Source organism: Paraburkholderia sp. BL17N1 (assembly GCF_003634175.1).
GTDB lineage: Bacteria > Pseudomonadota > Gammaproteobacteria > Burkholderiales > Burkholderiaceae > Paraburkholderia.
On record NZ_RBIW01000001.1, the window covers coordinates 885242 to 906705 of the forward strand.

Below are 21464 nucleotides of genomic sequence, written 5' to 3' on the forward strand. Positions count from 1 at the left end.
GCTTGCCGTCAGGACCTAACGTGGCAAGCCAGTTCAGGATCGCCGTGCGTTTGGCGGGCGACAGATCTCGCGTGGGCCCCGCCGGGCCCATGCCGACCCTCTTGCGCCTCGTCTCAGCGCGGCTGCTGCTGCGCTGCCCTTTCCCGCCGCGCTCAATGCCATGGTCCGCAAGGCGGGCTCCTGTGTGCGAGCCCGACCGGCAAGTTCGTGAAAATTCCTATTCTTGCTTAGATGGCAAACTATCTACTATCGCTTGGGGACTCGCGTCCCGGACACGCTCCATTGTGTTAATGGATACGTGAGGCCATCTTGCTCTGCCAGGGTGACCGTCGGGCCGATTGATGAAGTCGAGCATCACAGTTTGAGCATATTGCAGGAAATACCGCAATTCGCCGGCATTTTTATCCTCTATTTCGTAAATAAGAAAAGTTGCATTGAACGCCGTTGTATCAGCTTGACGTGCAATGAATGGCGTATTGCCTATGCTCGGGTTCGATATTCTATTAATTCCAGATATATCAAGGGTAGAGTCTACGCTCAATTGTGTGACATGCTTGATGGTGCCAATGCTAGAAAGCAGATTGTCCAAAGTGTGGCGCAGTAATGTGGTCGCATGAACCGGTTCAAATCCAGCATAGCCAGGAATAGCCGTGCTTCCTTTGAATGGATTTTGGTTGAAATGTCGGAATGGGCCAAAGTAGTCTATGCCAATAATATTGGTTCCCGGCCTCAGAATTGGATCGAGTGGGCGTTCATTTGGATTTGGTCCGCCGCCTTCAACGACGCCATTGATAGAGGGAATTGGAATCCGCTGTGCTGGGTCTAAATCCTGGAAAGAGCCAACGGCAATAAAGCTATTTCCATGCGGAATGGATCCCATGCGAGCAATATTAATCTCAGCCCCCGAGGGATCGGAGATATTTTGATTTGCCATGTAAAGCCAAAGCCCTGGCTCGTGATGAATGGGCTGGTCGTTGAATTTATCGGAGATATTGGTCTTCGATAGTGTTGAATTTTGTTGACCTCTTGCACTTACCACGAAGGAATCTTCAGAGGCAATCTGAGTAATTATCTGCGTATAGCTCAATGCAACGACTGTTTGATCGGATTGTGTGGCTGCGGCTTGGTCCGGCGGGGCAACTCCCCTGTTCGGGACGCCAGCGTCCACCAAAATGAAATTTAACGACTCATTATATTGATTTATCAAGAGCCTATACCCATTCTCCGACTGGCCGAAATCTGGCGAATTGGCGAATGGAAGAGCAATCATATTGAACCCTTGGCCTTTTAACTCCTCTGTGTTTTTCCATGTTCCTGGAAGCCAGCGGAGCGGACCAAGTCTTGGGTCGTCCTTTTCGGCGATCGAAATTTGGCGACCGCTAAGAGTCATTTTCTCAATCAGATTATAGTTCATTGCCATTTTGACGTCTCCTTAAGGCGTTTAGAGCTTGAACAAAATCCAACAGAACAATCAAACGCTACTTGGCCAGTCCGTAAAAAGTGGTAACGAGTAATATGGATCGGCGTTGATTTGAATCGAGTCTCACCCCGTGCAGTAACACACCCTAGAGGGTCAGAGGATGACGACACGGTTGTTGAGCAGAGCGACATCGAAGTGCACGAATTTGTCGATCTCGACGGACTCTGACGCTCCGCCGTCGACATCGACGTCATACTTCGGAAGCGTGCCGTCGCGCCGGATCAGCGGGTCAGGCGGTGGCTGACGGTACGCGCCCGAAGGGGGCAACCAAGACAAGTGGTAGGCGTTGTCCACGAACGCGGTACGCCGCAGGACCTTGGGTGACACATCGACGATGCGCTTCTCCCGGATCAGGACACCGAGCGTGGCGTCGTAATGCTCCGGAGTCCAGAACTTCGGGACGTCCTTGAGCTTGACCACTGAATGGAAGCTCGGCGCGCCCATGAGGGCATGGTCCATGAAGACGTCCTCACCGTCTCCGTAGACTAGAAAACGAAGGCCATCTGGATAGTCGGCATCGGGGTCGATGGTGTGGAAGTGCAGTACCTTGTCGATGTGCACGGGCACATTCTGATCCAAGCCCGGCACGTCGGTCCCATCCGGGCTGTCCTTTGGGTAGTACTCCATGTTGCACTGGGGCAGATCGACGATCTTGCCAGCCCCAATGTCGACCAGTGACAGGTGGTCATGGAAGGTCTGCACCTGGCCCGCACCGTAGGACGACGCGCGCAGATCCTCATAGGTCTTGACGTGCGCCGGGTCCACGAGGTGGCCGCGCAGAATCACCTGATAGCGGTGCCTCTCGTCCGCGATCACGGGTGTGTGCGTCATGTAAAGCCTCGCCGCCGAGCGGCCACCCGTGACGAAGCCATGGAAGTGCTGCAAGCCCATCCCTGGCATCCCTGGCATCCCCGGCATCCCCGGCATCCCCGGCATGTCGCCCGCGGCAGGCGATGGCGCGGGCGCCGGAGGCAGCGGGACGCCCACCGCTACGCTTGCCTGCATCTCGGCGTGGAAGCGGCACACGTAGGGAAAGAGTCCCTCCTTGCCGAACCACACCGGGCTGGACACTTCACCGGTCGCCAATGGCCCGACGTTGAAGTAGAAGGTGGCCTTCGGATCGGTCTCCACCGTATGCGGGTACGGATCGAGGTTGCGCCAGACCACGAAGGCACCGACGGGAATCGCAAGAGGCGGGAAGGAATTGCCTGCGATATCGGCAATGATCGTGTGCGCCATCTCTCTCTCCTCAGTGTCGAGCGGATTCAGCATGGACTGCGGGGCTCAACGCTGAAGCAGGGTCAAGCTCGCTGTAGAAGCGGCGCAGGCGGGCGACATCGGCGTGCCACCAAGCATCGATCCAGGCCTGATAGCGCGTCGCCCCAACTCTCGAGCCGACGTTCTGGCTCGCTTGGTAGGCCGCCATCATTCCTGACATCAACGCACGCAGGACACCGTGCGAAGAGCAAGGATCGAGCAGCCCCGCGGCGTCGCCGCAGACGAAGAAGCCCGCGCCTGCAACCACAGTTGATCGTCGCCACGTCACATCAGCCCCTTTGGACGGGGCAAGATCCTCCGCGCCGTCCAGCGATGGGGGCTTGCGCGGCTTCGAGCCATTCCAGGTCGTCTGCACCCAGGCGGTACGGGCGGCACCAAGCGGTGCGACCCACGACCACCCCGCCCGGGTTCCGACCAGTTGAGGCACTGCGTCACCGTTCGAGCCACGCGTCGCGCAGTAGCCAAAGCGGCTGCGCAACGGTGGCGAATACCGCCCGATACAGATACCGAGTTGGCGACTGAGCCAGGCGGCGCTGCCCGTGGCGTCTATGAGCACACGTCCACCAATGACGCCGTCCGATGACGTAACCTTGACGACGGCGTCATTGACATCGACCGCCAGCGCCCGGCATGGGTGCAGGATTTCGACCTCGAGCGCCTGGGCGCGCGCGAGCAGAATCGCCTCCAGTCGCGCGCGATCAACCTGATAGCCGAACCATGGACCTTGGCCTGCGGGCGCGTAGGGCACTCGTTGCAAACGTCCGCCCCAGTCGACGTCGATTGCCGTGTGACGTATCTCGGCAACGGCTTCCACCTGCGCCAAGACTCCTAACTGCGCCAAGATGGCTTCTGTTCCCGGATGAAGCGTCTCCCCCGGGCGAGCACGAGCCAAGCCTCGCTCGAGCATGACGACCGAGCGGCCCAGCAACGCGCTTTGGATCGCGGCGGCAGCCCCGGCCGGACCAGCGCCGACAACGATGACGTCAGCGACGCACCTCATGGGCGGACCACCCTCCCGTGTCGTCCTGCATCAGCACCAGGGTCGGATCAGCGAAGAGCACTGTGAGCGTGCCGAACTTGACGCGAATCTTCTTGAAGTCGGTCGGATCGGCTTGTCCTCGATCGGCATGATCGAAGACCTGGTAGCGGTATGCGAACTTCGGATCCAGGCGGCGGCCGGTCGCATCCTGCGCGGCAACGAGTTCCGCCTCCGTAGGGTCTGCCTTGCGGAATGACAACACCGAGTACTTCAGCTTGTCGCTGTGATTCTTGACTCCGAGTGCGGTGTAGACCAGCGCCATTGTCAAGGTACGGGCGATGTATTCCGCCGCTGTGGTTCGGCCAATCACCGAGATGTCGAAGCCCGAGCCGAGCGCGGTTTGGACATAGTCGGCGTAGGCAAGCGACGCATACTCGGCATAGCCACCGGCTTCATCAAGCGTCGGGCCTTTGACGCCGTCCCAAGGCGGTGATGAGCCGAGTCCGATGACCTCGTCTATGAGCGGGGTTGCAGTCGCGTAGGACCGAGACGGCGAGAACGTTCGGGTGATGTCCGGTGCCGCCGCCGGCCAGAATGCGGCCAAGGCGGCGCAGAGCTTGGTGTCCTCAGGGAATGGCGAGCCCAGCCCGTAGTTGGCGAGGAAAGTCACCCCGGGATCAAGAATGCCGGTGCCCGGGTCGCTCTCCTGCGTACGGTCAAAAGAGACATCCCAGCCAGGCGCGAAGATGCCGGCCGCGCCGTCGGGCAAGGACGACGCCCGCCCGAGGTTCAGAGGCAGCAACCGCGTCACGTCAGCGCGCCCTGAGCCAAAGGGCCCGACGATGGCGGTCATGGTGTCGTCGTCCGGGTCGAAATTGGCGCCGGTCAGCTGCAAATTCGCAGCTATTCGTTGATCGGAGAGCGCCTGTGGCAATTGAGGTTCGTTGGTTTCGGGCGCGTCCCAGAGCGTCTGCAAGAGCGATGGCAGCACCGATTGATCAGTCCACTGCATCAAGGCCGTCTGATCGACGAACGGAAAAAAGTGGGGCGTGGAAACCAACGAGTAGGCCGGCAGCCGGCGAGGCAAGTCCAGCGCCAATTCGCTGCACTCGACGTCGATCCACCCGTCGCCTGTGAAATCGACGAAGTGGCGCGCGCGATATCCACCCGCCTTCACGACTGCCAAGAGATCTGGCCGACTGTTCAGATCAGTCTCCGTGCCGTTAGGTTCGACCATCCAACGCGCGTGCAAGTACTCCGGTGCAGCGCGTGCACCACTTGGCTGCGCCTTGAGGTTCAGGGTCGATTGGTAGGGGCCCCACGGCGCATTCGGATCCTTGAGACTAGGAACGGCATAGGTGAGCGGTGCGCCGTTGTAGCTCGCAGGCGCCACCAAGTGGTCGTGCGGCTGGGGCACCAGTAGCCAGCTGCCGTCTTCAGGAGCGGTTGAAAACTCGGCAATGCCGTCGTGGAAAACGAAGGGGGCCTGACTGACATCGGGCTCCGACCAGCCGCCGTTGTGGCCGCCAGCGAGAAATTTGAGGTGCGCTCGCCGAATCTTCTCGTTGGTGTGGCTGGCCGCAAGCCGCACCTCGATGGATCGGTCGAGCAGACAGTCGGAGCCGGAAAACAGCTTGTGCATCGGAATCCAGAAAAGCCGCTTACCGTCGCCCGAATCAACGCCTGCGGCCATAGCGCTCGCGAGACCGAGACCCGCGTCCTGGCGAACGCGACCAGAGGTGGCCGCCTGGGTGTTACCCGGATCTAGGAATCGCAGCGGGCCATGCGTGCCCTTCGACCCGCAGACCAGCGCTGCGACGAACGCCGCGTATCGGCAGGGCAAGACCCTGATCTGGGTGTTACTTCCGTCAACGAACGGTAGGTATCCGCGCGCCTGCCCCAGATAGAGAGGATCACCAGTCCCAACCCGCGCGACGCCGGTGCGCGACAACACTAGATCCGCGTGGCGCTGATGCACCGTCCCAGCCGCGCATCGATATTCCAGCGCGAAGACCACGATGGCCAGACGCGCGCCGTCCGCGCGCACCCTCAGGTCTTCTATGCACGGAGGCTCGACACCGTAGACGTAGTTCTCGATCGTCTCGATTTCAGCCAGCGTCGGGAACGCTGCAAGCTTTTGGCCCGCCGCGGTGGTCATCACGCTTGGCGATGCGAGCGCGTGATAGACGAGGCTTTGCGCCGGTATGCCGGGCTCGATCCCGCGCACGCCCTCGAGCGCGAAATCCTCGAACCCGGGCGCACGCCGATTGATGCCAGGAAGCGGCGCGCGAAGCGCGTGAGCAAGATCCTGGGCGGTAATGTCGAGCCCATGGTCGGCGAACAGCGTCGCCCAGCCGTGAGGCGCCAAGCGCCCAAGCGTGGCCTGGACACCCTCAAACAGAGTTGTTCTTTGGCCGTTCGACGGTCGGACCACGGCGCTGACAAAGCGTCCGCGAAATTGTGACGTCATGCTTGCCTCGCCTCCTCCATCAGTCAAGCAGGTCGTTTACGCACTAGCGGCGGATGGCCGTCCAACTGATCAACGCGTTAGACAGGTACCCGACATGGTTGGAGGGTAGAAGAGTTTTGGTATGAATAACGCATTAAATCTAGGCGTCTTCAGACGATATCTCGTGATCTTCCCAGCGAGCCTGTCCTGGAAGGAGGGGCGTCGCGACGGCAAAACAAGATTGGATTTGTCAGCTTATTTTTTACGGTGCCGCCCCAAGGTCACAGTATCGAAGGTATTTAGTTATCCAAAAAATTATCGAGAACTGAAAGCGCCGGCCCTCAGATACGCAAGTTGTCCGAAGCCCGGCGGGCCCCGGGACGTTGGTTGTCATGCTCGGCTTACTTGTGTGTTCAATTCGTCGGGGCTCAGATCGTCTCTAACACTATCCGCTGACTCGCGACCTAGGAGAATACGATGTGGGGTTATCAACTGGAGCGGCAAACGCGGCGCAGTTATAGAGCGCCACCATTAGAAAAATGAATAGAGATTTCACGCGTGCCCCTTTTCTGAACCTGTGAATGCCTGCCCGATTGTCGGCGATCTGGACGCATACGTCGACTGACCGCTTCTGGCCGCACAGAGCCCCATGCCAACGGCGGACGATCGCCTCAGATACGGGCTTTCATGTGAGAGGCATGCATCGACCCGGACCAGCCCTTCGGGCGGGCTGAACATCAATGACGGCTTCTGGTGCGCTTCGGACGTCCGCTGCGCTGCTAGTAGCAACGTATCGTCGACGATGCGTGAACATCTTTCTGGCGATATGACTGGGATACCTTCGGTAGCCGTGAACCTAGGTAACGTCGATGGCCAGCTAGCCCGCTCGAGTCCAACACCGATTCGGCAGTCGCGTCACGCACACGACAACGTTACAACGCTTTATAAATTGACGAGTTAAATCGGGGCCGCGCGCCGTATGTTAACAGTGCTCTGCTCCGTCAGAACTTCATCCCGCCGCCAAGACCGGCCACAAACGGATCGATGTGCAGCTTACCGAGCGATGTCCCGCCAAGCGATGCCCCCCGTCTTCATTCAGATCTTTTTAATGTTGGAGGTTATCTAAAGCTTCTTTCTCACCTCGAAATCCGCTCCCTCTACTTGTTACCACTGAGGCGACTAGGCATTTCCCGTTGTTTTCTTGTGTCTCGCGCGCCAATATGGAAAAGTACGAACAGAAGACATCACCTGCGCATAAACCTCCTGCCTCTTTGCCTCCATGACACGCGATTCCGACGCACACCACGTCTGATAACGGCCAAACGATTCCTCGCGCCCATGAAGTGAATCAAGGATTGCAAGGGACGCGCGCGAAGCTGTCTGAATGGCAACCAACAGTCCACTTCCTGATAAAGGATCACAGGCCCAAGCGGCGTCACCGACTGCGATCCAGCCGTTGCCGCAAAAATTTCCCCCTTGAGATGAGTGCGCCAGGCAACCGCGGTGATGTCTGAAATTCGGAATTCCCGTTATTCGGTCAGACAAAAGTCGAGCTTGTTTGAACATCTGGATCATCCATTCAGCCCGCTGCAATCCGCCACGTGGCGCTAGTTTGATGTCCGTGACGAACACAAGGTCCGCTTCACCAGACGTGTTTGGCATTGAATACCACCAGCCATCCGGCGAGCAGTCCAGCAACAGCGTATTTTCTGGAGAGCGTGTTTGACCAATTGAGAACTGAAAGGCGATAGCGGTATCTTGGACACGACGTCTCCGGTCTCCGATTGCTTTTGTCGTGCTGTCCTTCCCCGAGGCATCAACAAGGAACCGCGCCTGAAAAGAATCGGAACATCGAGTTTCTCGATCAGCGGCGATGAGCGTCCATATATCTCTCTGCCCTCGCTTTACATCAACAACACGGGTAGGAGCGAACAAGTCAACTCCGCTGTCTACTGCGAATCGCACAAGCTGCTGGTCGAGTACGGGCCGTTCGACAGTTAGCGCGGCCTCGCATGCATACAATTCATAGTCGAAGTAGGTCGGCTCCTCTTCCGACCATCGGCTTTCAACGCCTACACATGTTTCAGTGCCGAACACAGATTCAAGGTCCTCTATGTCCAAAGAACGCACAGCTCGTATTGCCGGAGGCGCCAAGATCTCGCGCCGGCGAAGGCAAGCCGTCGCTGTACAAAACAAGCAAACAGCAAGCCCCGCGCGAGCAAGTAGGACGGCGCATATGCTACCTGCCGGTCCGCCGCCGACAACCGCAACGTCGTAAGTACGGCACGTCATGAATGGAATCGCTATAAACCTGCATCATCACGACCCACTTCCCGGACAACACGCGAGCCGTCGGCCGGGTTAGCAATGTATTGCACCACGCCCATTTTCATAACGTTTCCGATCATCTTGCGATGGTCCTGCGGAGGCCTCAACCAATCAACCATATTACCGCTTGCGTCGAGAACTCTGTTCGGCCTCTGCGAAGGCCACCAGTTGGTGCCGCACTTCAGAAAATCAGCTTGCCAAGGAAGTGCCATGAGAGCCGTAAGGTCGCCTGCGCTGACAGCAGTGTGCGAAACGCGATAGTCGAACGGTCTCGCATAAATCGACTCGTCTAGCATTACTACACCCGCCTCAATTCCCGGAAAAAGCGTCTGTCCGATGGCAGCATCTAAGACGGTTCGAGTAATTTCATCAGATGACGGAAATTCACCTTTTGGAACGTCATCTGACGTGAAGTCTCCTTTCACCCATCGGTCGAGCATGGTAATTTGCCAGTCACGCATGGTAACTACTGAATAGTCCGTGTCATCGTGCGACAATTCTTCCGCACCCTTGAGTATGTTGTTGCGAATCTCGTCTCTAATCGTGACAGCTGGCGAAGACATATCAGGATTTTCGAGTGCGGGCCCTTCGACAATTATGCGTTTCCAGCGAGGGTTTGGGCTAACCCATTGAAGGGAAGCGGCCCGTACCAAAAGAGGCCTGATATCACTTTTAAAGTTGGGTTTCCCGAGAGTTAGTCCACCACTGTCGACCCCAATTTGGCGGATGATGTCAAATAACGTCACAATACTATTACTTGGCGGCGCAAAATCGGGCGGCGCAACAATAACCCATGCGGGTGATACGTCATGAGCCTCGCCGCTCGCAAGTATGAGCCTTGCTGTTACAGGACCGTCGGAGACGTCGTCATGCCAACCACTGTTATTGTAGTAATTTCCGCCGCCCGCCTCGCCGCCGATAGGCGCGCCGTTTGGAAAAGTTGCGTCTGGAATTGACTCGGATTTGCCGAAGCCTCCGAGTACAATAAGCCTCTGATTTGCGTCGGTTTTTATTTCGCCTAGTTCTACAGCCGAATTTCGGTAGGCGCCCTTCAGAGTTACAGAGACAGCCGAAGCACCAGAAACTGTTTGCTGCCCGGAGTCAATTATTCGGTCCTCGCGTCCCGCAAATGTTTTGGGACGTATAGTTTGTGGAGACACAGGCGGCGGCGGCGGCGAGTCAGTCCGTTCGACGGCGTCCTTCTTGTTGACCAGACGGACAGTCCACTCAATGCGGGCACCAGCGGGCATTTCTAGCGGATACCCGACTATTGAGCCGGGCTCAAACTGATATATTTGAAAACGCGCCGCTTGTCTTTTCGTCTTTTTATCCTCGGTTTTATAGTTTTGAACCTGCACTTCCGATCCGTCCGCCGCTAATTCGAACCCCTCCGAGCCTGCTCGCTCTGGTCCCAAAAAAAATTCCGACGGACTATTCCCGACACGCGCAATGCCGATCGGGGGAAATATCTTATAATCCATAGCCCGCTCCCATATCTAAGCGTGGAAAACCAGTTTGCGGCGGTCATGGAACCCGCCTTGGTCAGCAAACTGCGCAATTAGTTCAGACCCGTCTTGATCGGTACCGAAATTACCGTGACTCTTTATTGCTGTCAGAGTCGATTCTTCGCGAAGTAATGCGGTCCGTTGAAGTGCTAAAAGTGAATCTGAGTCAGTTGGCAGCGCTTGAAATATGCAGCCATAGGTCGGAGCCGCAAAACCCTTAGATCGGTCGTCGTTGAGCGGAAGTGAAGTAAGCTTGTCTGCTAACAATCCGAGGACGGGAACCATACCATCATCGAAGCATAGTTCGATTACTTTACCACGCTGCGGATTATCTCGAGGTAGCGAAAGAGAATAAGCAATATCTAGAACAATCATGGTGTACCGGATATCGAATAGATCAGACCATAGAATCGTGTATGAGTCGGTGATTGGCGCCACCGTTGGCGAGTCAAAAGGAGGCTTCACTCTCCCTGCCGGATTATTAGGAAGCTCATTAAAGGTCAAATTCCCTGCATCGAACAAATCCAGTAGCTCGATGAACTCGTAAAAATGGGAATCTTGGTTACCATCCCAACCCTCGCCTTGAGAGGAAAGCTTAGTCAAAAGTTGCCGACCTGCGTCCATCGACTGAATTGCATCCAAAACATATGTAGCGCCCGTCGCTCGCCATTCATCGCGCGTCGCAGCATGTTTTACGATGATCGCCGGATCGATGAAGTCTTCAGGCTTTAAGTGCCAGCCCGGTCTAAATCCTAAATCCGTACTTAGATGAAGAGGACCAATAGGATCGTCATCAGATTGAAATAGCCACATCAGTGGCGCGTATATGGCGCCGACGCGATGTGCTTGAACATTCCCGTTCTGTGAGACCATATCCTTCAACTTTGCAACGCGATCGTTCAAGGTGACATCAGGAATCTTTGCAGGCATTTCAGTAATTATATATTTCGCCAGCGTCAATCGACTTATCGGTTCTAGGTCAAAAGACATCGGGTTAAGGTCGCTCCTTGCACGAAGAACGTCACGCTCGAGATGCAAAGCGGAAGGGCCACCAAGCGCTATCAATAGATTCTGAGTTGACAGCAAGTGCAACATTTCTTGAACAGCAATTCGTGTGAGTTTGTTTTTCGCTTGAACTGAAGCTGCATTGCCGCTAGAGATGGAGGACGCTCCATATAAGTATTGGACCAAAACTGCGTGTTCGACCTCCGAGGCTAGCTTTAATAGTCCCAAAGCATCGTCCTTGGGCGTCTCAGCATCCTGTGTTTCAAAAATTCCCAGGTTGTGTATGAAGTCGGGTGCCCAAGCTGCATTATCATCTCGCAGAGGCAATCGTGAAAACGATTCGCTAGTCGGGCGCCACTTCATTCGAGAGATCTTTTCCATATCAGTGCAAGGAGACTATTGAACCAACTTCAAATACAAGTTAGTGTGTTATAGGTCGAAATCATGTCGGAAGCGTTGCGCTGGCTAATCTGCAATAATATTCTTTTCTACGCTTGGATTCGGATTCACCATACAGGAAACTCAACAGAGCAAACCGTCGACCGCTGGTAACAGGAGTGACTTCATGAATTAGCCCACTTGAGAATACCAACGCATCTCCATGTTGCAGTTTATATCCGCAATAGGCGAAATTCGGGAATTTAATCTCACCGCCGTCATATGGCTCTTCGTTAAGCCCTACTGAAAGTGCAAATGCTCTATGAGCGGTTCCCTCAGTCGAGTCATCACGGTGGGGACCAAAAAATCCCATCTGATCGGATTCGTAGCAGCCTATTCGAAAGTCCTCGTAACGGGTTACTTTATAGCGAAACGCGAGCTCAATATGGGGCAAAACATTTTGTCGAATGTCAGCGGTTATTTTTTTTAACAGATTAACATCAGATAAAAAATGATCTTGTCGAGATTTTTTTCGAGGATCGTACACACGCCCAAGTCGTTTATTCGACTCTTCGACCATCATGTATGACAGCTCATGACCGCCCCATTCCCACGCCAAAATCAATTCCGTGCATAGAGAGCTATTGATAGCTTTCGGAACAAGCAATATTGGTGCTTGCATGATGTCAGGCCAGTGTTGTTGATGAATCCCTAGAACTCGTTATCGGTTTCAATGCGTTCAGCTAGACGGATGGCTTCAACTACGGACTTAACTGCCTCCACCGATGCCAAGGATTCTGAACTATGCACGGCTTCCACGCTCTTAATCGCTTCGACAAGGTGTTTTGTCGCCTCTAGTGATCCCGAAACGCCGGCTATTGGTCGAATTGCCTCGACGGCCTGCTTTACTGCATCAATAGATCTGGATATGCCGTCATTTTTTAACGCATCTACTGATTTTAGAGCTTCGACGGCCGATTTAAGTGTTTCGGTGGATTTAAAAGTATCTTTCGGAGCGGTGCTCATAACAGTCTCCCTCGTTGGATCAACTAGAGCGAATAGTAGGTGAGCATCTCTGAGAACGAAAGCACAGTAGTTTAGAAATTGAGCATGTCAATGTTCGGAAACGCACAGACATAGATCGTTGCAGTTTGAATTAAACTGCGTTCGTGAAACGAACGTTCTGACTTATTTGTGCGTCCGCCTTCCACCACGTTGAGCATGCATGAGGCACACCCCGCTTGTGAGTCGTTAGCTAACCTCGTCGACACAGCTTGTGCGTTACCCGTATGTATCGGCAGGGAGCACAGGGCAGCGAGGCAATACCCGTCGTGATAGGGCGACGGGCCGTTGTCACGTGCGAATTTGCCGTTCAAATGTCCGCGTCACGGCTTGTTTCACCGACTGTAGTTGGCCGATTTGGTCTTTCCCCGGCCAGACAGATTTCAGCACTTCCTGGACGTTTTCGCGACAAATGGCGTAGGTATGTGCTGAACCTTCTCGCTTCCGCACTTCGGACAATTTGGATGACCGGTTTCGTGTTCAGCCAGACGTTCGGCATGTTCGAACATTTCACCGCACTTCTCGCACCTGTACTGGTAAGTTGGCATGACATTCCTCCAACGCAAGCACGATTCGTCCTCGCGAATTGAATGGCCGCTTGCTGGATGGATCCGACATCTGAACGTCCGCGCAACGGTGCGGGCGAATGACGCGTCTTGGCCGTTCCCGGAAGATCCGACCGTCACCTAGCTCGACGGCACGGAGGGCTCACAGCTACACTCAGTTCGAAGTCTTCGGCGTTAGCGGTTCGAGCCCGGTCCCCTCAATCGCGGGGGCCGCGTCCGGCGATGACAGAAAACGGATCAGGGCCGCTGCGCCCGCTGGATTTCTGGCATCGGTGGAGATGCCCCCGGAAAACACCGTGTACCTTTGGGCCTCCGCAGGCAAATTGCCGAGCACCGTCACCCCGTCGACCGGCAACAGTTCGACGATCTGCTGAAATCCGATCTCCGCCTCGCCGTTCGCGACGACGTTGGCAACCCGCTCGGATCGGATCATGCGGCTCTTGTTCGCCACCTGCTCCTGGATACCCAGACGCCGGAATAGTTCGCTGCCGATATAGACTCCATTGGCGTCGTCCGGATAGACGATCGACTTGGCGGCGAGCAGCGTGCGCCGCAGTGCGTCAACCGAGCTGATATCCGGCTTCGGTGCCCCCTCGCGAACCGCGATTCCAATTGCCGAGCGTGCGAAGTCCACCTTGCTGCCAGACACGACCTTGCCAGCGTTGACCTGGTCGTCGAGTGCATAGCCGACCACGATCAGCACGTCTGCCCATTCGCCGCGCGCGAGTCGCACAGGGATGGCATCCGCGGCCGTGCCCACCACAGGCCCCCAGACAGTGACCAGCGTCTCGCCGGCCGCCTGCTCGAATTGTGGACCCAGTGCGCGATAGGCTGACGCAAACGCGCCCGAAATCATCACCTTAACTTCATCTGCCGAGGCCGCGACGCTGCCCAACAATGCGCCCGTGACGCAGAATACGAGTACATGAACCCTCAGCTTGCGGCAAATCACGGCCCTCTCCATGTCGATCGGATGATCCAGCCCAGACATGCATCAAGTCTGGACGCCACTGATGATGTTCGCCGTCAGCGCGGCAGCGCGCGCAGCACCGATGCCCCGCCAATTCGAAGTCCCTCGAGGCCGCCGTTTGCGCGATGGCCGCCGCACACAACTACCCTATGTGCGGACGGGCTTCGTCGACGTCGCCTTCAGGGCCTCAAGCGGGTACGACGATTACTTCGAATGGACAGCGTCAAGCAGGGCGCACGGGCGGAATTCATAGTTGACGTCATCCGCGCCATATTAGCCCGTTAGCGCTATGGGCCACTTTGGTTCGGCTGAGTGACAGCGCTCAGATATTGCTTGGCACGACGGTCAGCGCGCGACCCGGACCGGTCAGCTGCCGTTCACATCAGCTGCCATTCGATATCATTCAGCAGGGGTTGCCCAAGTGCTCCAACCGACTATTTCCGCGGTTGACCAGACGCTAGCTCGGCTCGCTTTTTCAATGCGTCATTCATCGCATGCATGCTAATAACCGTGTCCCTTAGGACGCTCTGAGTCAGGGTGCCAGCAAGAATGCCGGTGAATGTTTCAGCTTGGATAAAGCGCGTTTTGCCGTCGACAGGTTCGAGAATGAAGCGGTGCTCTCCGTCAAAAAGATCAGGAAACCAAACCTACCCTTTCCAACGTAATTCTCGAACAGCCTGCACCGCCAATATCTTGGGATGAAACACCATTGCGTCTGGCCCCGTCCCCTCCAAAAACTCGATGACGTTGCCTTCACGAAACTGCCCTCGTAATTGCGAAATCTCCGGATTCCACAATGGGTAGTCGTCGGTCGCCGTGAGGAGCGTCCACACCGTCTGAGGTGGGCTGTCAATCAAAGTCTCTGTTTCAATCGAACCGTTGTGGTGCAGCGCCAGTATTGCCAGGAACGCCAGGAAAACGTGGCGGTCGCCCAACGAGATTGCTCCAGCTTCAGCGCTACCTTTGCTATAAGGGTTGGCGGAAGAGGTCTGGGTAACAATACGATGTTCTCATTGACCAGCGAGTAGTTTGTCGAGCAGCGCTTGCGCTAATTCACTGAAATTACCGTTTGGATGGTCGGTTAAGTATTTGATGACGGCCTCGGAAGTGCCAACGCTTTGCGCGGTTGTCCAGTCTTCGTGGTCCTTTGCAAAGCGCAAATCAAGTTCGTCTTCAGTGAGTGGATGCTTGTCGGATGGAGGACGGAAATAAAAGTCTTCTTCCAGAGAGGTGCTTTCCCACGGGATCTGTCTTCCTTGCGACGCCCTTCGCACCGAGAATCTGACGCGTTTGAATACGTCTTCAATCTTGGAATCAGGCCCCCGATTCGGTCGCCAGCGATCGTTCGTCTTGACTTTGACCGGAAAAGCGCTAGCACTAATGTGTGAGCACTGGAAATATCATGCCTTCCGCGCGGACGTGCCGTACCCAGCCCGCTGCGCCCGTTCGCGCCGCGCAGTACATCCGCATGTCCACCGACCACCAGGAGTACTCACCTGTATTCCAGCGCGAAGCGATCGCACGATATGCCGCCGCGCACGGTATCCGGGTTGTGCGGGACTATGAAGATGCTGCGATCAGTGGACTGACGCTGCGTGAACGCCCAGCACTGATCCAGCTATTGATCGACGTAGAGAATCCGGCGCGCAGATTCACTAGCGTGCTGGTGTACGACGTCAGTCGCTGGGGACGCTTCCAGGATGTCGATGAAAGTGCGTTCTACGAATACACCTGTCGCCGCGCCGGTGTCGACGTCATCTATGTCGCCGAGCCGTTCGAGAACGATAGCACTCCTGCCACGTCGATACTGAAGGCACTCAAGCGGGCGATGGCCGGCGAATTCAGTCGCGAGATGTCACGTAAGGTCTTTCTCGGGCACTGCCTGAACGTCCGGCGTGGATTTCATGCGGGTGGCCCCCCCGGATTTGGATTGCAGCGCATTCTGGTCGGCCGGGATAACAGCGAGCGTCGGTGCCTCGCTCCGCGTGAATACAAAAGCGTACAGACTGACCGCATCATCGTCGCGCCGGGGCCGCCACGCGATGTCGCGCTGGTCCGCAAGATTTACGAATGGTACGCAATGCAACCGGTCAGCGCGGCGGCAATCGCGCGGCGCCTGAACAGCTTTGGAATAGTCAACGGTGCTGGCCGCACCTGGCAAGGCGCCAACATACTGGACATCCTGCGCAACGAAAAGTACATCGGCACCAATGTCTACAGCCGGACGACCTCGAAACTCGACCGTGGCTGGGAGCAGTTGCCGCGGGAGGAATGGATCCGCGTTCCAGACGCGTTTGAACCGGTTGTCGACCGGCGCATCTTTGCCGCTGTCCAGCAGAAAATGGCACGCGTCGGACGTAGACCAACACGAAACGAGATTATTGAAGGCCTGCGCAAGGTGGTCACGAGAGCAGGCAGACTCAATCAGGCAACACTGAGGCACTACCGGAGTGCGCCGTCTGTTGAACAGGTAATGCACGAATTCGGGAGTCTGTATAAGGCATACAAGATCATTGGATACCCACCGAACCTGAATCCCGAGCGGTCCGAAAACCGGTACGTCGAGCACCTGATGGAGCGGCGCGTTGCTGATGGGACGACCGACAAGCTGCGGGAGCTGGGTCATCAGGTCCGGTACGAGAAACACACGGGCACGCTGTGCATCGACGGCGCACTACGGTTGCAACTGGTTATCCGGAGCCCGTGGCTGATCCAGGGACATTTGCCGTACTGGATCGCCCGCTGGCCCGATTGCTTTGCGATCGACTTTCTCGTGTATGGCCGCATTGAGCGCGCAGGCAAGGAACTGCTCGACTTTCACATTCTCCCCCAGGGTAGTCTGCCGAAGGGCGAATACACCGTGCTGTACCGGTACGGCCAGTCTCATTTCGAGCCGTACCGGCATCCCGATCTTACATCACTGATCGAGCTTGCCGCCAACGTGCCGCTGGAAGTATTGCCGGCGGCGTGCCACCCTGCTACGAAGTAATCGTTATGCGAAAAGATCATCCACGCACCGCTATCTGTCCTGGCGAAGAGGAGGTCGGGTCCGGCTGCGACGCGTCGACCCGCGCGAAATCCCGATCGTCGCCGCAGATCAAGGCCCGGAAAGTCCTGATGCTGGAGCGAGCGCGCCAACAGACGGCGATCCGGCAGATGGAAGCCGTCCGCGTCGAGAGGGTCATTGTCGGCAACGTGCTGGCGGAACTCCTGTCTGATGCGGCGTTCGTCGCTCTCCTGCGATCGCAGGGATTTGTCACCATGCCCCGACGCCTTCGCGATCACCTTGAAGGCCGCTCAACGTGACCCATGCCCGTCCTTCCCGATATGTCGCGCGATCCGACAGACAGTCAGCGGATCGCGCGTGTCCGCCTGGAATCTGCCCAGAGGCAGCTGCCCAGTTGACTGGGTACAGACTGCCTGAACGGACCCATACCGCGCTGGCTCGGATGGTGCCATCCCGCCAGGTCGCTGTGGCCAGCGTGATGGTGCGGCAGAACAACTGCAGCGGCGATTTTGCGCGCGCACTGCTGGCGGCGACGCCCGCTGGCCTTCGGGCGGATGATCCACGGGGACGGCAATCTGATCGCGACGGTGTGCGACGTCTGGCGGACATGGAGCGTGGGCTCATCAGGGTGCAACTTGTCGCGCAGGAGCTGGCGGCAGGGTATTACGATGACCTGTTCCTGCTCGCGCTGACTGCCAGTTTTGTGGGGAGCTGGATGCGCAATGACGTAGTGAGGTTGTGGCTGCAGTCGCGATATCCCGGTAACGCGGTCACCCTCGGGCGGATGGCATCGCGATCGGAATGCGCAAGGCATGCAAAACGGCCGATGAAGCTTGCTTATACCCCGGTCAGTGCAGGATCACGACCGGTCTGCAGCCATTAGGTCGGGTCCCGCCATAACCTAAGGTAAAGGGGTCCAACACTGGCACGCGTGCAGTGTGCAGGCAGTGCGGATCGCCTGACATTCCCACAGGGAGGGTGCGGCGCATACGCCGACTAGTGCTATCACACCTCCGTCGCACTCAGGCGTCGCTGTGCCGTTTATGCAACATGTGTCGCGCTGGCGTTTTTTGACAGACAGTCGTTCCAGACTTTGATAGCCTTTGTCGTGGCCGGGCACCCGACGACAGGAGGGCTTCACCATGCTGCGATGGCTTGCAAACTGGGCTTCACATCACGCGCCCACTCCCGAGAAACAGGCGGAACGTGCACTTAATGACCTGCGCATGGAACTGTTCCAGGCCGAGCAGCACGTGCTCGATGCACAGCTACGCGTTGATTACTATCGGGCCCGGCTGACCTTTCTGGAGGAGGTGGCCAGTAAAGGCATCGAGCAGGTCTCCGACGAGCGCAAAGGCCTGCAGGAACCGTCGCCGGCATTGAGGCCCGGGCTGAAACTGACCGCGGCGCAATAGTGTCCCGGCTCGCACGGCTGCGCGCTGTGCTCAGGATGCGAAAACGGGCCTCTGTAGCAGACTGCATTGGCGGGGTCGTGGCGCAACGGTCAGCACGAGCGATGCTCCCGACGGGAAGTGCGTTCACACGCACGGTGGCGAAGAACGGTTCAGCGCCATCGTCCAGCGCATTCAATGCAGACGAACCCCATGCAGACTGAGCGGTGAGGCCTGACCATCCAGTAATCGGCACCAGTCGGCGCCCATCACCGCGGCGGCCGGTTGTCGCCGCACGTCCCGACCATGCGCCACCTGGTGGCCGGCTACAGATCCGAAACGTCGTTCGACATGTTACTCCCTGAGAAGCTCGATGATGAGGCACGCGCTGAACTCCTCTGCTACCTGGTGATTGGGGAGCTTGTCGCAATGGCGCGAACCGGCAGCTGGTTACGCACGGATCACCTGGTCGAGTCTTCGCGTATCTGGCTGAAAGCGAATGGAGCGACATGTCATTGGCAGGATCGGATTGCGCTGGCGGCCGCAGCCGCCGAACTGGCGCCGGGCATCCTTCGAACCTTCCCGCTAACTACGGAGCGCTCGCTGACACCGCTCTTCGCGGACGGATGGAGGCTCGACTACAGGTCGCCGATCGTTTGCGATATTCACCAGATCTGCGCCAGCTTCGTTGCGCAAAAGTAGTGCGCTGCATTGAGCGATCTCTAATTTTACCCTGCAAGACACGCTGTCCTGCGCCAGTCAACTTAGGGTCGGCTGCGGATAGCCATTGCTCACCCCCATGCGAGTCGAAAGTTTGCCCGCCAATTTCCCAGTGCGTCCACGGTCTGTCGTTGGACCGCCCGCAGCTTCCCGGACCCGACGGACGAACCATCCGCACAATTCGGCCAATGCCGACGCTCAGCTACCGGCCCTCATCGGGCGGCTGCACGCTGCTAACCGGCCGTTCGCCGGAACCGGATCCGGATCCGGAGCGGCGACTCTCACATCCGCGAACGCGTGCTGTCGGTAGAGTCGAGATGTGGCGCGGTAGCGGTAGGCTCGGTTTGTCTGTTACCGCCTCTTTCGTCTGGCGGTGCCCCAATAACCTCGCCGTAACCCCGTTTCCACATCCCGCTCATCGAACCCAGCGTGCAGATCTCCCGCACTGGGCTCTCGGACAAGACATCACGCCTTCACACACGCCAGGCTACGCCCCCACGTGCGCTCAGACGTACGAGACCGAAGTACCCGTAGAGATGCGGGGATGGATAAGTCCCGCCCCTGCGACGTCTGAGCTTGTACTTGTTGCGTAGCCACCGGCGCAACCGCGTCGCGGTGTAGCTGTCGATTGCTCGGTATGCCCGGCTGACGCTTCCTACCTGGAAGTAATTCGCCCAGCCGCGCAACGTGCGGTTCAACTTGCTCACCAACTCCGTGGTCTCTTGCCATACCGTCCTGAGGGCGGTCATCGCATGAATCTTTTCGACCATGCGCCGGATACTCTTCTTCGACGGCTTCATGCCCATACGGGCCTGACCAGTCGTTGCCGAGTACATCCGCCCAAACGTAAAACCCAGGAAGTCGAATTCACCTTCTGGCACCTTGCAGATTCGCGTCTTCTCCTCGTTAACCGTCAGCTTCAGCTTGCTCATGATCTCGCACGGTTTCAGCAACGCCTCTTCAGCCTTGCCTCGCTTGCACAGGATCACGAGATCGTCTGCGTAGGTCACTATTCGACTGCCAAGACTGCGCTGAAGCCCGAGCTTCTTCCACGCCAGCACGAACCGGCGCATGTAAACATTCGCCAGCAGTGGTGAGATGGGGGAGCCCTGTGGAATCCCGCGCCGATTGTCTCGAGCCTCCGTCGTCCGTTTCTGCCGACCTCGGTCATCGGTTTCTTCAACGGGGCATTCCAGCCACATCCTGATCAGATGCAGCACACGCCGATCAACGATGCGTCGCGCGAGCGACAACATCAAATCGGCGTGCGGAATACTTCCAAAGTAGTCCGCGAGATCAGCGTCAACAACGTCCGTTTGCCCTCGATGCAACCGCTCCTCCACCTCGATCACCGCCTGCTGGGCATTGCGGCCCGCACGATAAGCGTACTGCTCCGGTGGAAGGTCCGCTTCGAAGATCGGTTCGAGCACCAGCATCGCTGCTGTCATGCACACCCGATCCCGCAGGGTCGAGATACCCAATGGCCTCAGCTTGCCGTTGGCCTTCGGGATAAACACTCTTCTGATAGGGTCCGGCCGGTAAGTCTCCTGCCTGAGCGCAAGCGCCAGTTCGCCGAGCCACTTCTGCACCCCGTACGCTTCGACCTCCGCGAAGTCCTGTCGATCGACACCCGGTGCGCCCTTGTTCGATCGACACTGTGCGTACGCATGCGCCAGCACATCCTCGCGATAGATCTTGTCGTACAGCGCGTAAAAGCGATACCCGGCTTCTGCCTTCGCTTTCGCGTGTAACGCCATCTGCAGCTTCTGAGCACGAATCGGAGTTGATAGGTTGCCCAATCTCCACGTCCTCACTACGTATTGCGTCTGTCTTGAACTGAGGCCCCTTCCCTCCATCGGCATTACCCGGCTTCACCGGTACTACGGGCCTCTCCGTCATCCCAAGGCGCCCGGCCTGTCCCTCGCGGGCGTCCGGTTGGTCATCCCTGACCACGCCGAGGGACTTCCCGTGTTGCGTACGCTTTCCTTGTGTACATGCTGTCGCCACTACCCCGGCGCAGCGACTGGGCGTCCAGCCTGCTCATTCACCCAGTCGTATCAGCCTTCCCCGATAGGGTTGCCGGGTCGGCCTGCGCATCGTCCTTTTCGAGGTTTGCTCGGCGTTCACTCGCGTTACGGCCTGCACACTCGCGCTGTCACCTATTCGTGACACGCATTACCAGAGGCTTCAGCCACTTCGTTACCTCCATGACTGCTCCAGTTGCTTCCGGCTGGAGCGGTTGCCGGGCGGGGCTTGCACCCGCTGGAAAACGCCGCCTTTTCACGGCGCACACCCAAAAGCGACCTTCACTTTTCTCCAAAGCGGCCGTTCGCGGTCGGTTTTGCA

General features: G+C 57.3%; 19 protein-coding genes. 5 read left to right on the forward strand and 14 right to left on the reverse strand.

Annotated elements, in window-relative coordinates:
- Positions 1 to 217: 217 nt before the first annotated feature.
- The 13 genes from B0G82_RS39305 to B0G82_RS39320 form a co-directional block, all read right to left on the reverse strand.
- On the reverse strand, positions 218 to 1420 hold the full coding sequence (locus B0G82_RS39305; protein WP_147439429.1) for a heme-binding protein: 1203 nt from the start codon (positions 1418 to 1420) through the stop codon (positions 218 to 220).
- Between the two features lie 153 nt (positions 1421 to 1573).
- Positions 1574 to 2719, reverse strand: coding sequence for a hypothetical protein (locus tag B0G82_RS03790; RefSeq protein WP_147439431.1), 1146 nt, complete (start codon positions 2717 to 2719; stop codon positions 1574 to 1576).
- 10 nt (positions 2720 to 2729) lie between these two features.
- A complete protein-coding gene (locus tag B0G82_RS03795) occupies positions 2730 to 3758 on the reverse strand; it encodes a tryptophan 7-halogenase (protein WP_121306695.1) in 1029 nt (342 codons plus the stop codon).
- Positions 3742 to 6207 (reverse strand): hypothetical protein, encoded by a 2466-nt coding sequence (locus tag B0G82_RS03800; protein WP_199730051.1) that lies wholly within the window; start codon positions 6205 to 6207, stop codon positions 3742 to 3744. Before B0G82_RS03800 ends, B0G82_RS03795 begins: the two co-directional genes overlap by 17 nt.
- Positions 6208 to 7365: 1158 nt before the next feature.
- Positions 7366 to 8478, reverse strand: coding sequence for an NAD(P)/FAD-dependent oxidoreductase (locus B0G82_RS03805; protein ID WP_121306696.1), 1113 nt, complete (start codon positions 8476 to 8478; stop codon positions 7366 to 7368).
- Positions 8479 to 8489: 11 nt separating this feature from the next.
- The gene (locus B0G82_RS39310; protein WP_147439433.1) at positions 8490 to 9995 is read right to left on the reverse strand and encodes a LodA/GoxA family CTQ-dependent oxidase; all 1506 of its coding nucleotides are present in this window, start codon (positions 9993 to 9995) and stop codon (positions 8490 to 8492) included.
- A 15-nt stretch (positions 9996 to 10010) separates the two neighbouring features.
- On the reverse strand, positions 10011 to 11405 hold the full coding sequence (locus B0G82_RS03815) for a ferritin-like domain-containing protein (protein WP_121306698.1): 1395 nt from the start codon (positions 11403 to 11405) through the stop codon (positions 10011 to 10013).
- A 61-nt stretch (positions 11406 to 11466) separates the two neighbouring features.
- Positions 11467 to 12084, reverse strand: a complete 618-nt coding sequence (locus B0G82_RS03820; protein WP_121306699.1) for a 2OG-Fe(II) oxygenase — start codon at positions 12082 to 12084, stop codon at positions 11467 to 11469.
- Between the two features lie 29 nt (positions 12085 to 12113).
- The gene (locus B0G82_RS39315; protein WP_147439435.1) at positions 12114 to 12428 is read right to left on the reverse strand and encodes a hypothetical protein; all 315 of its coding nucleotides are present in this window, start codon (positions 12426 to 12428) and stop codon (positions 12114 to 12116) included.
- A gap of 419 nt (positions 12429 to 12847) precedes the next feature.
- Positions 12848 to 13012, reverse strand: coding sequence for a zinc ribbon domain-containing protein (locus B0G82_RS03825; protein ID WP_121306700.1), 165 nt, complete (start codon positions 13010 to 13012; stop codon positions 12848 to 12850).
- A gap of 172 nt (positions 13013 to 13184) precedes the next feature.
- On the reverse strand, positions 13185 to 13925 hold the full coding sequence (locus B0G82_RS03830) for a substrate-binding domain-containing protein (protein ID WP_241974470.1): 741 nt from the start codon (positions 13923 to 13925) through the stop codon (positions 13185 to 13187).
- 722 nt (positions 13926 to 14647) lie between these two features.
- The gene (locus tag B0G82_RS03835; RefSeq protein ID WP_121306701.1) at positions 14648 to 14935 is read right to left on the reverse strand and encodes a hypothetical protein; all 288 of its coding nucleotides are present in this window, start codon (positions 14933 to 14935) and stop codon (positions 14648 to 14650) included.
- 75 nt (positions 14936 to 15010) lie between these two features.
- Positions 15011 to 15274, reverse strand: coding sequence for a hypothetical protein (locus B0G82_RS39320; RefSeq protein ID WP_147439437.1), 264 nt, complete (start codon positions 15272 to 15274; stop codon positions 15011 to 15013).
- A 128-nt stretch (positions 15275 to 15402) separates the two neighbouring features.
- Here B0G82_RS39320 and B0G82_RS03840 point away from each other — a divergent pair, with 128 nt between their 5' ends.
- The 5 genes from B0G82_RS03840 to B0G82_RS03860 all read left to right on the forward strand — a co-directional run bounded on the left by B0G82_RS03840 (position 15403) and on the right by B0G82_RS03860 (position 19100).
- Positions 15403 to 16989: a recombinase family protein gene (locus tag B0G82_RS03840; RefSeq protein WP_277872751.1), complete on the forward strand. Its 1587-nt coding sequence runs from the start codon at positions 15403 to 15405 to the stop codon at positions 16987 to 16989.
- 5 nt (positions 16990 to 16994) lie between these two features.
- Complete coding sequence (locus B0G82_RS39325; RefSeq protein WP_147439438.1) at positions 16995 to 17306, forward strand: hypothetical protein; 312 nt, start codon at positions 16995 to 16997, stop codon at positions 17304 to 17306.
- Between the two features lie 179 nt (positions 17307 to 17485).
- Entirely contained in the window at positions 17486 to 17890 is a 405-nt protein-coding gene (locus B0G82_RS03850; RefSeq protein ID WP_206751608.1) for a hypothetical protein, read from the forward strand.
- A 259-nt stretch (positions 17891 to 18149) separates the two neighbouring features.
- The gene (locus tag B0G82_RS03855; protein ID WP_106307971.1) at positions 18150 to 18422 is read left to right on the forward strand and encodes a hypothetical protein; all 273 of its coding nucleotides are present in this window, start codon (positions 18150 to 18152) and stop codon (positions 18420 to 18422) included.
- Between the two features lie 282 nt (positions 18423 to 18704).
- Positions 18705 to 19100, forward strand: a complete 396-nt coding sequence (locus B0G82_RS03860) for a hypothetical protein (protein WP_121306704.1) — start codon at positions 18705 to 18707, stop codon at positions 19098 to 19100.
- A gap of 491 nt (positions 19101 to 19591) precedes the next feature.
- On the opposite strand, the gene ltrA is transcribed toward B0G82_RS03860, so the two are convergent.
- On the reverse strand, positions 19592 to 20980 hold the full coding sequence (ltrA, locus tag B0G82_RS03870; RefSeq protein WP_121306705.1) for a group II intron reverse transcriptase/maturase: 1389 nt from the start codon (positions 20978 to 20980) through the stop codon (positions 19592 to 19594).
- Positions 20981 to 21464 lie beyond the last annotated feature (484 nt).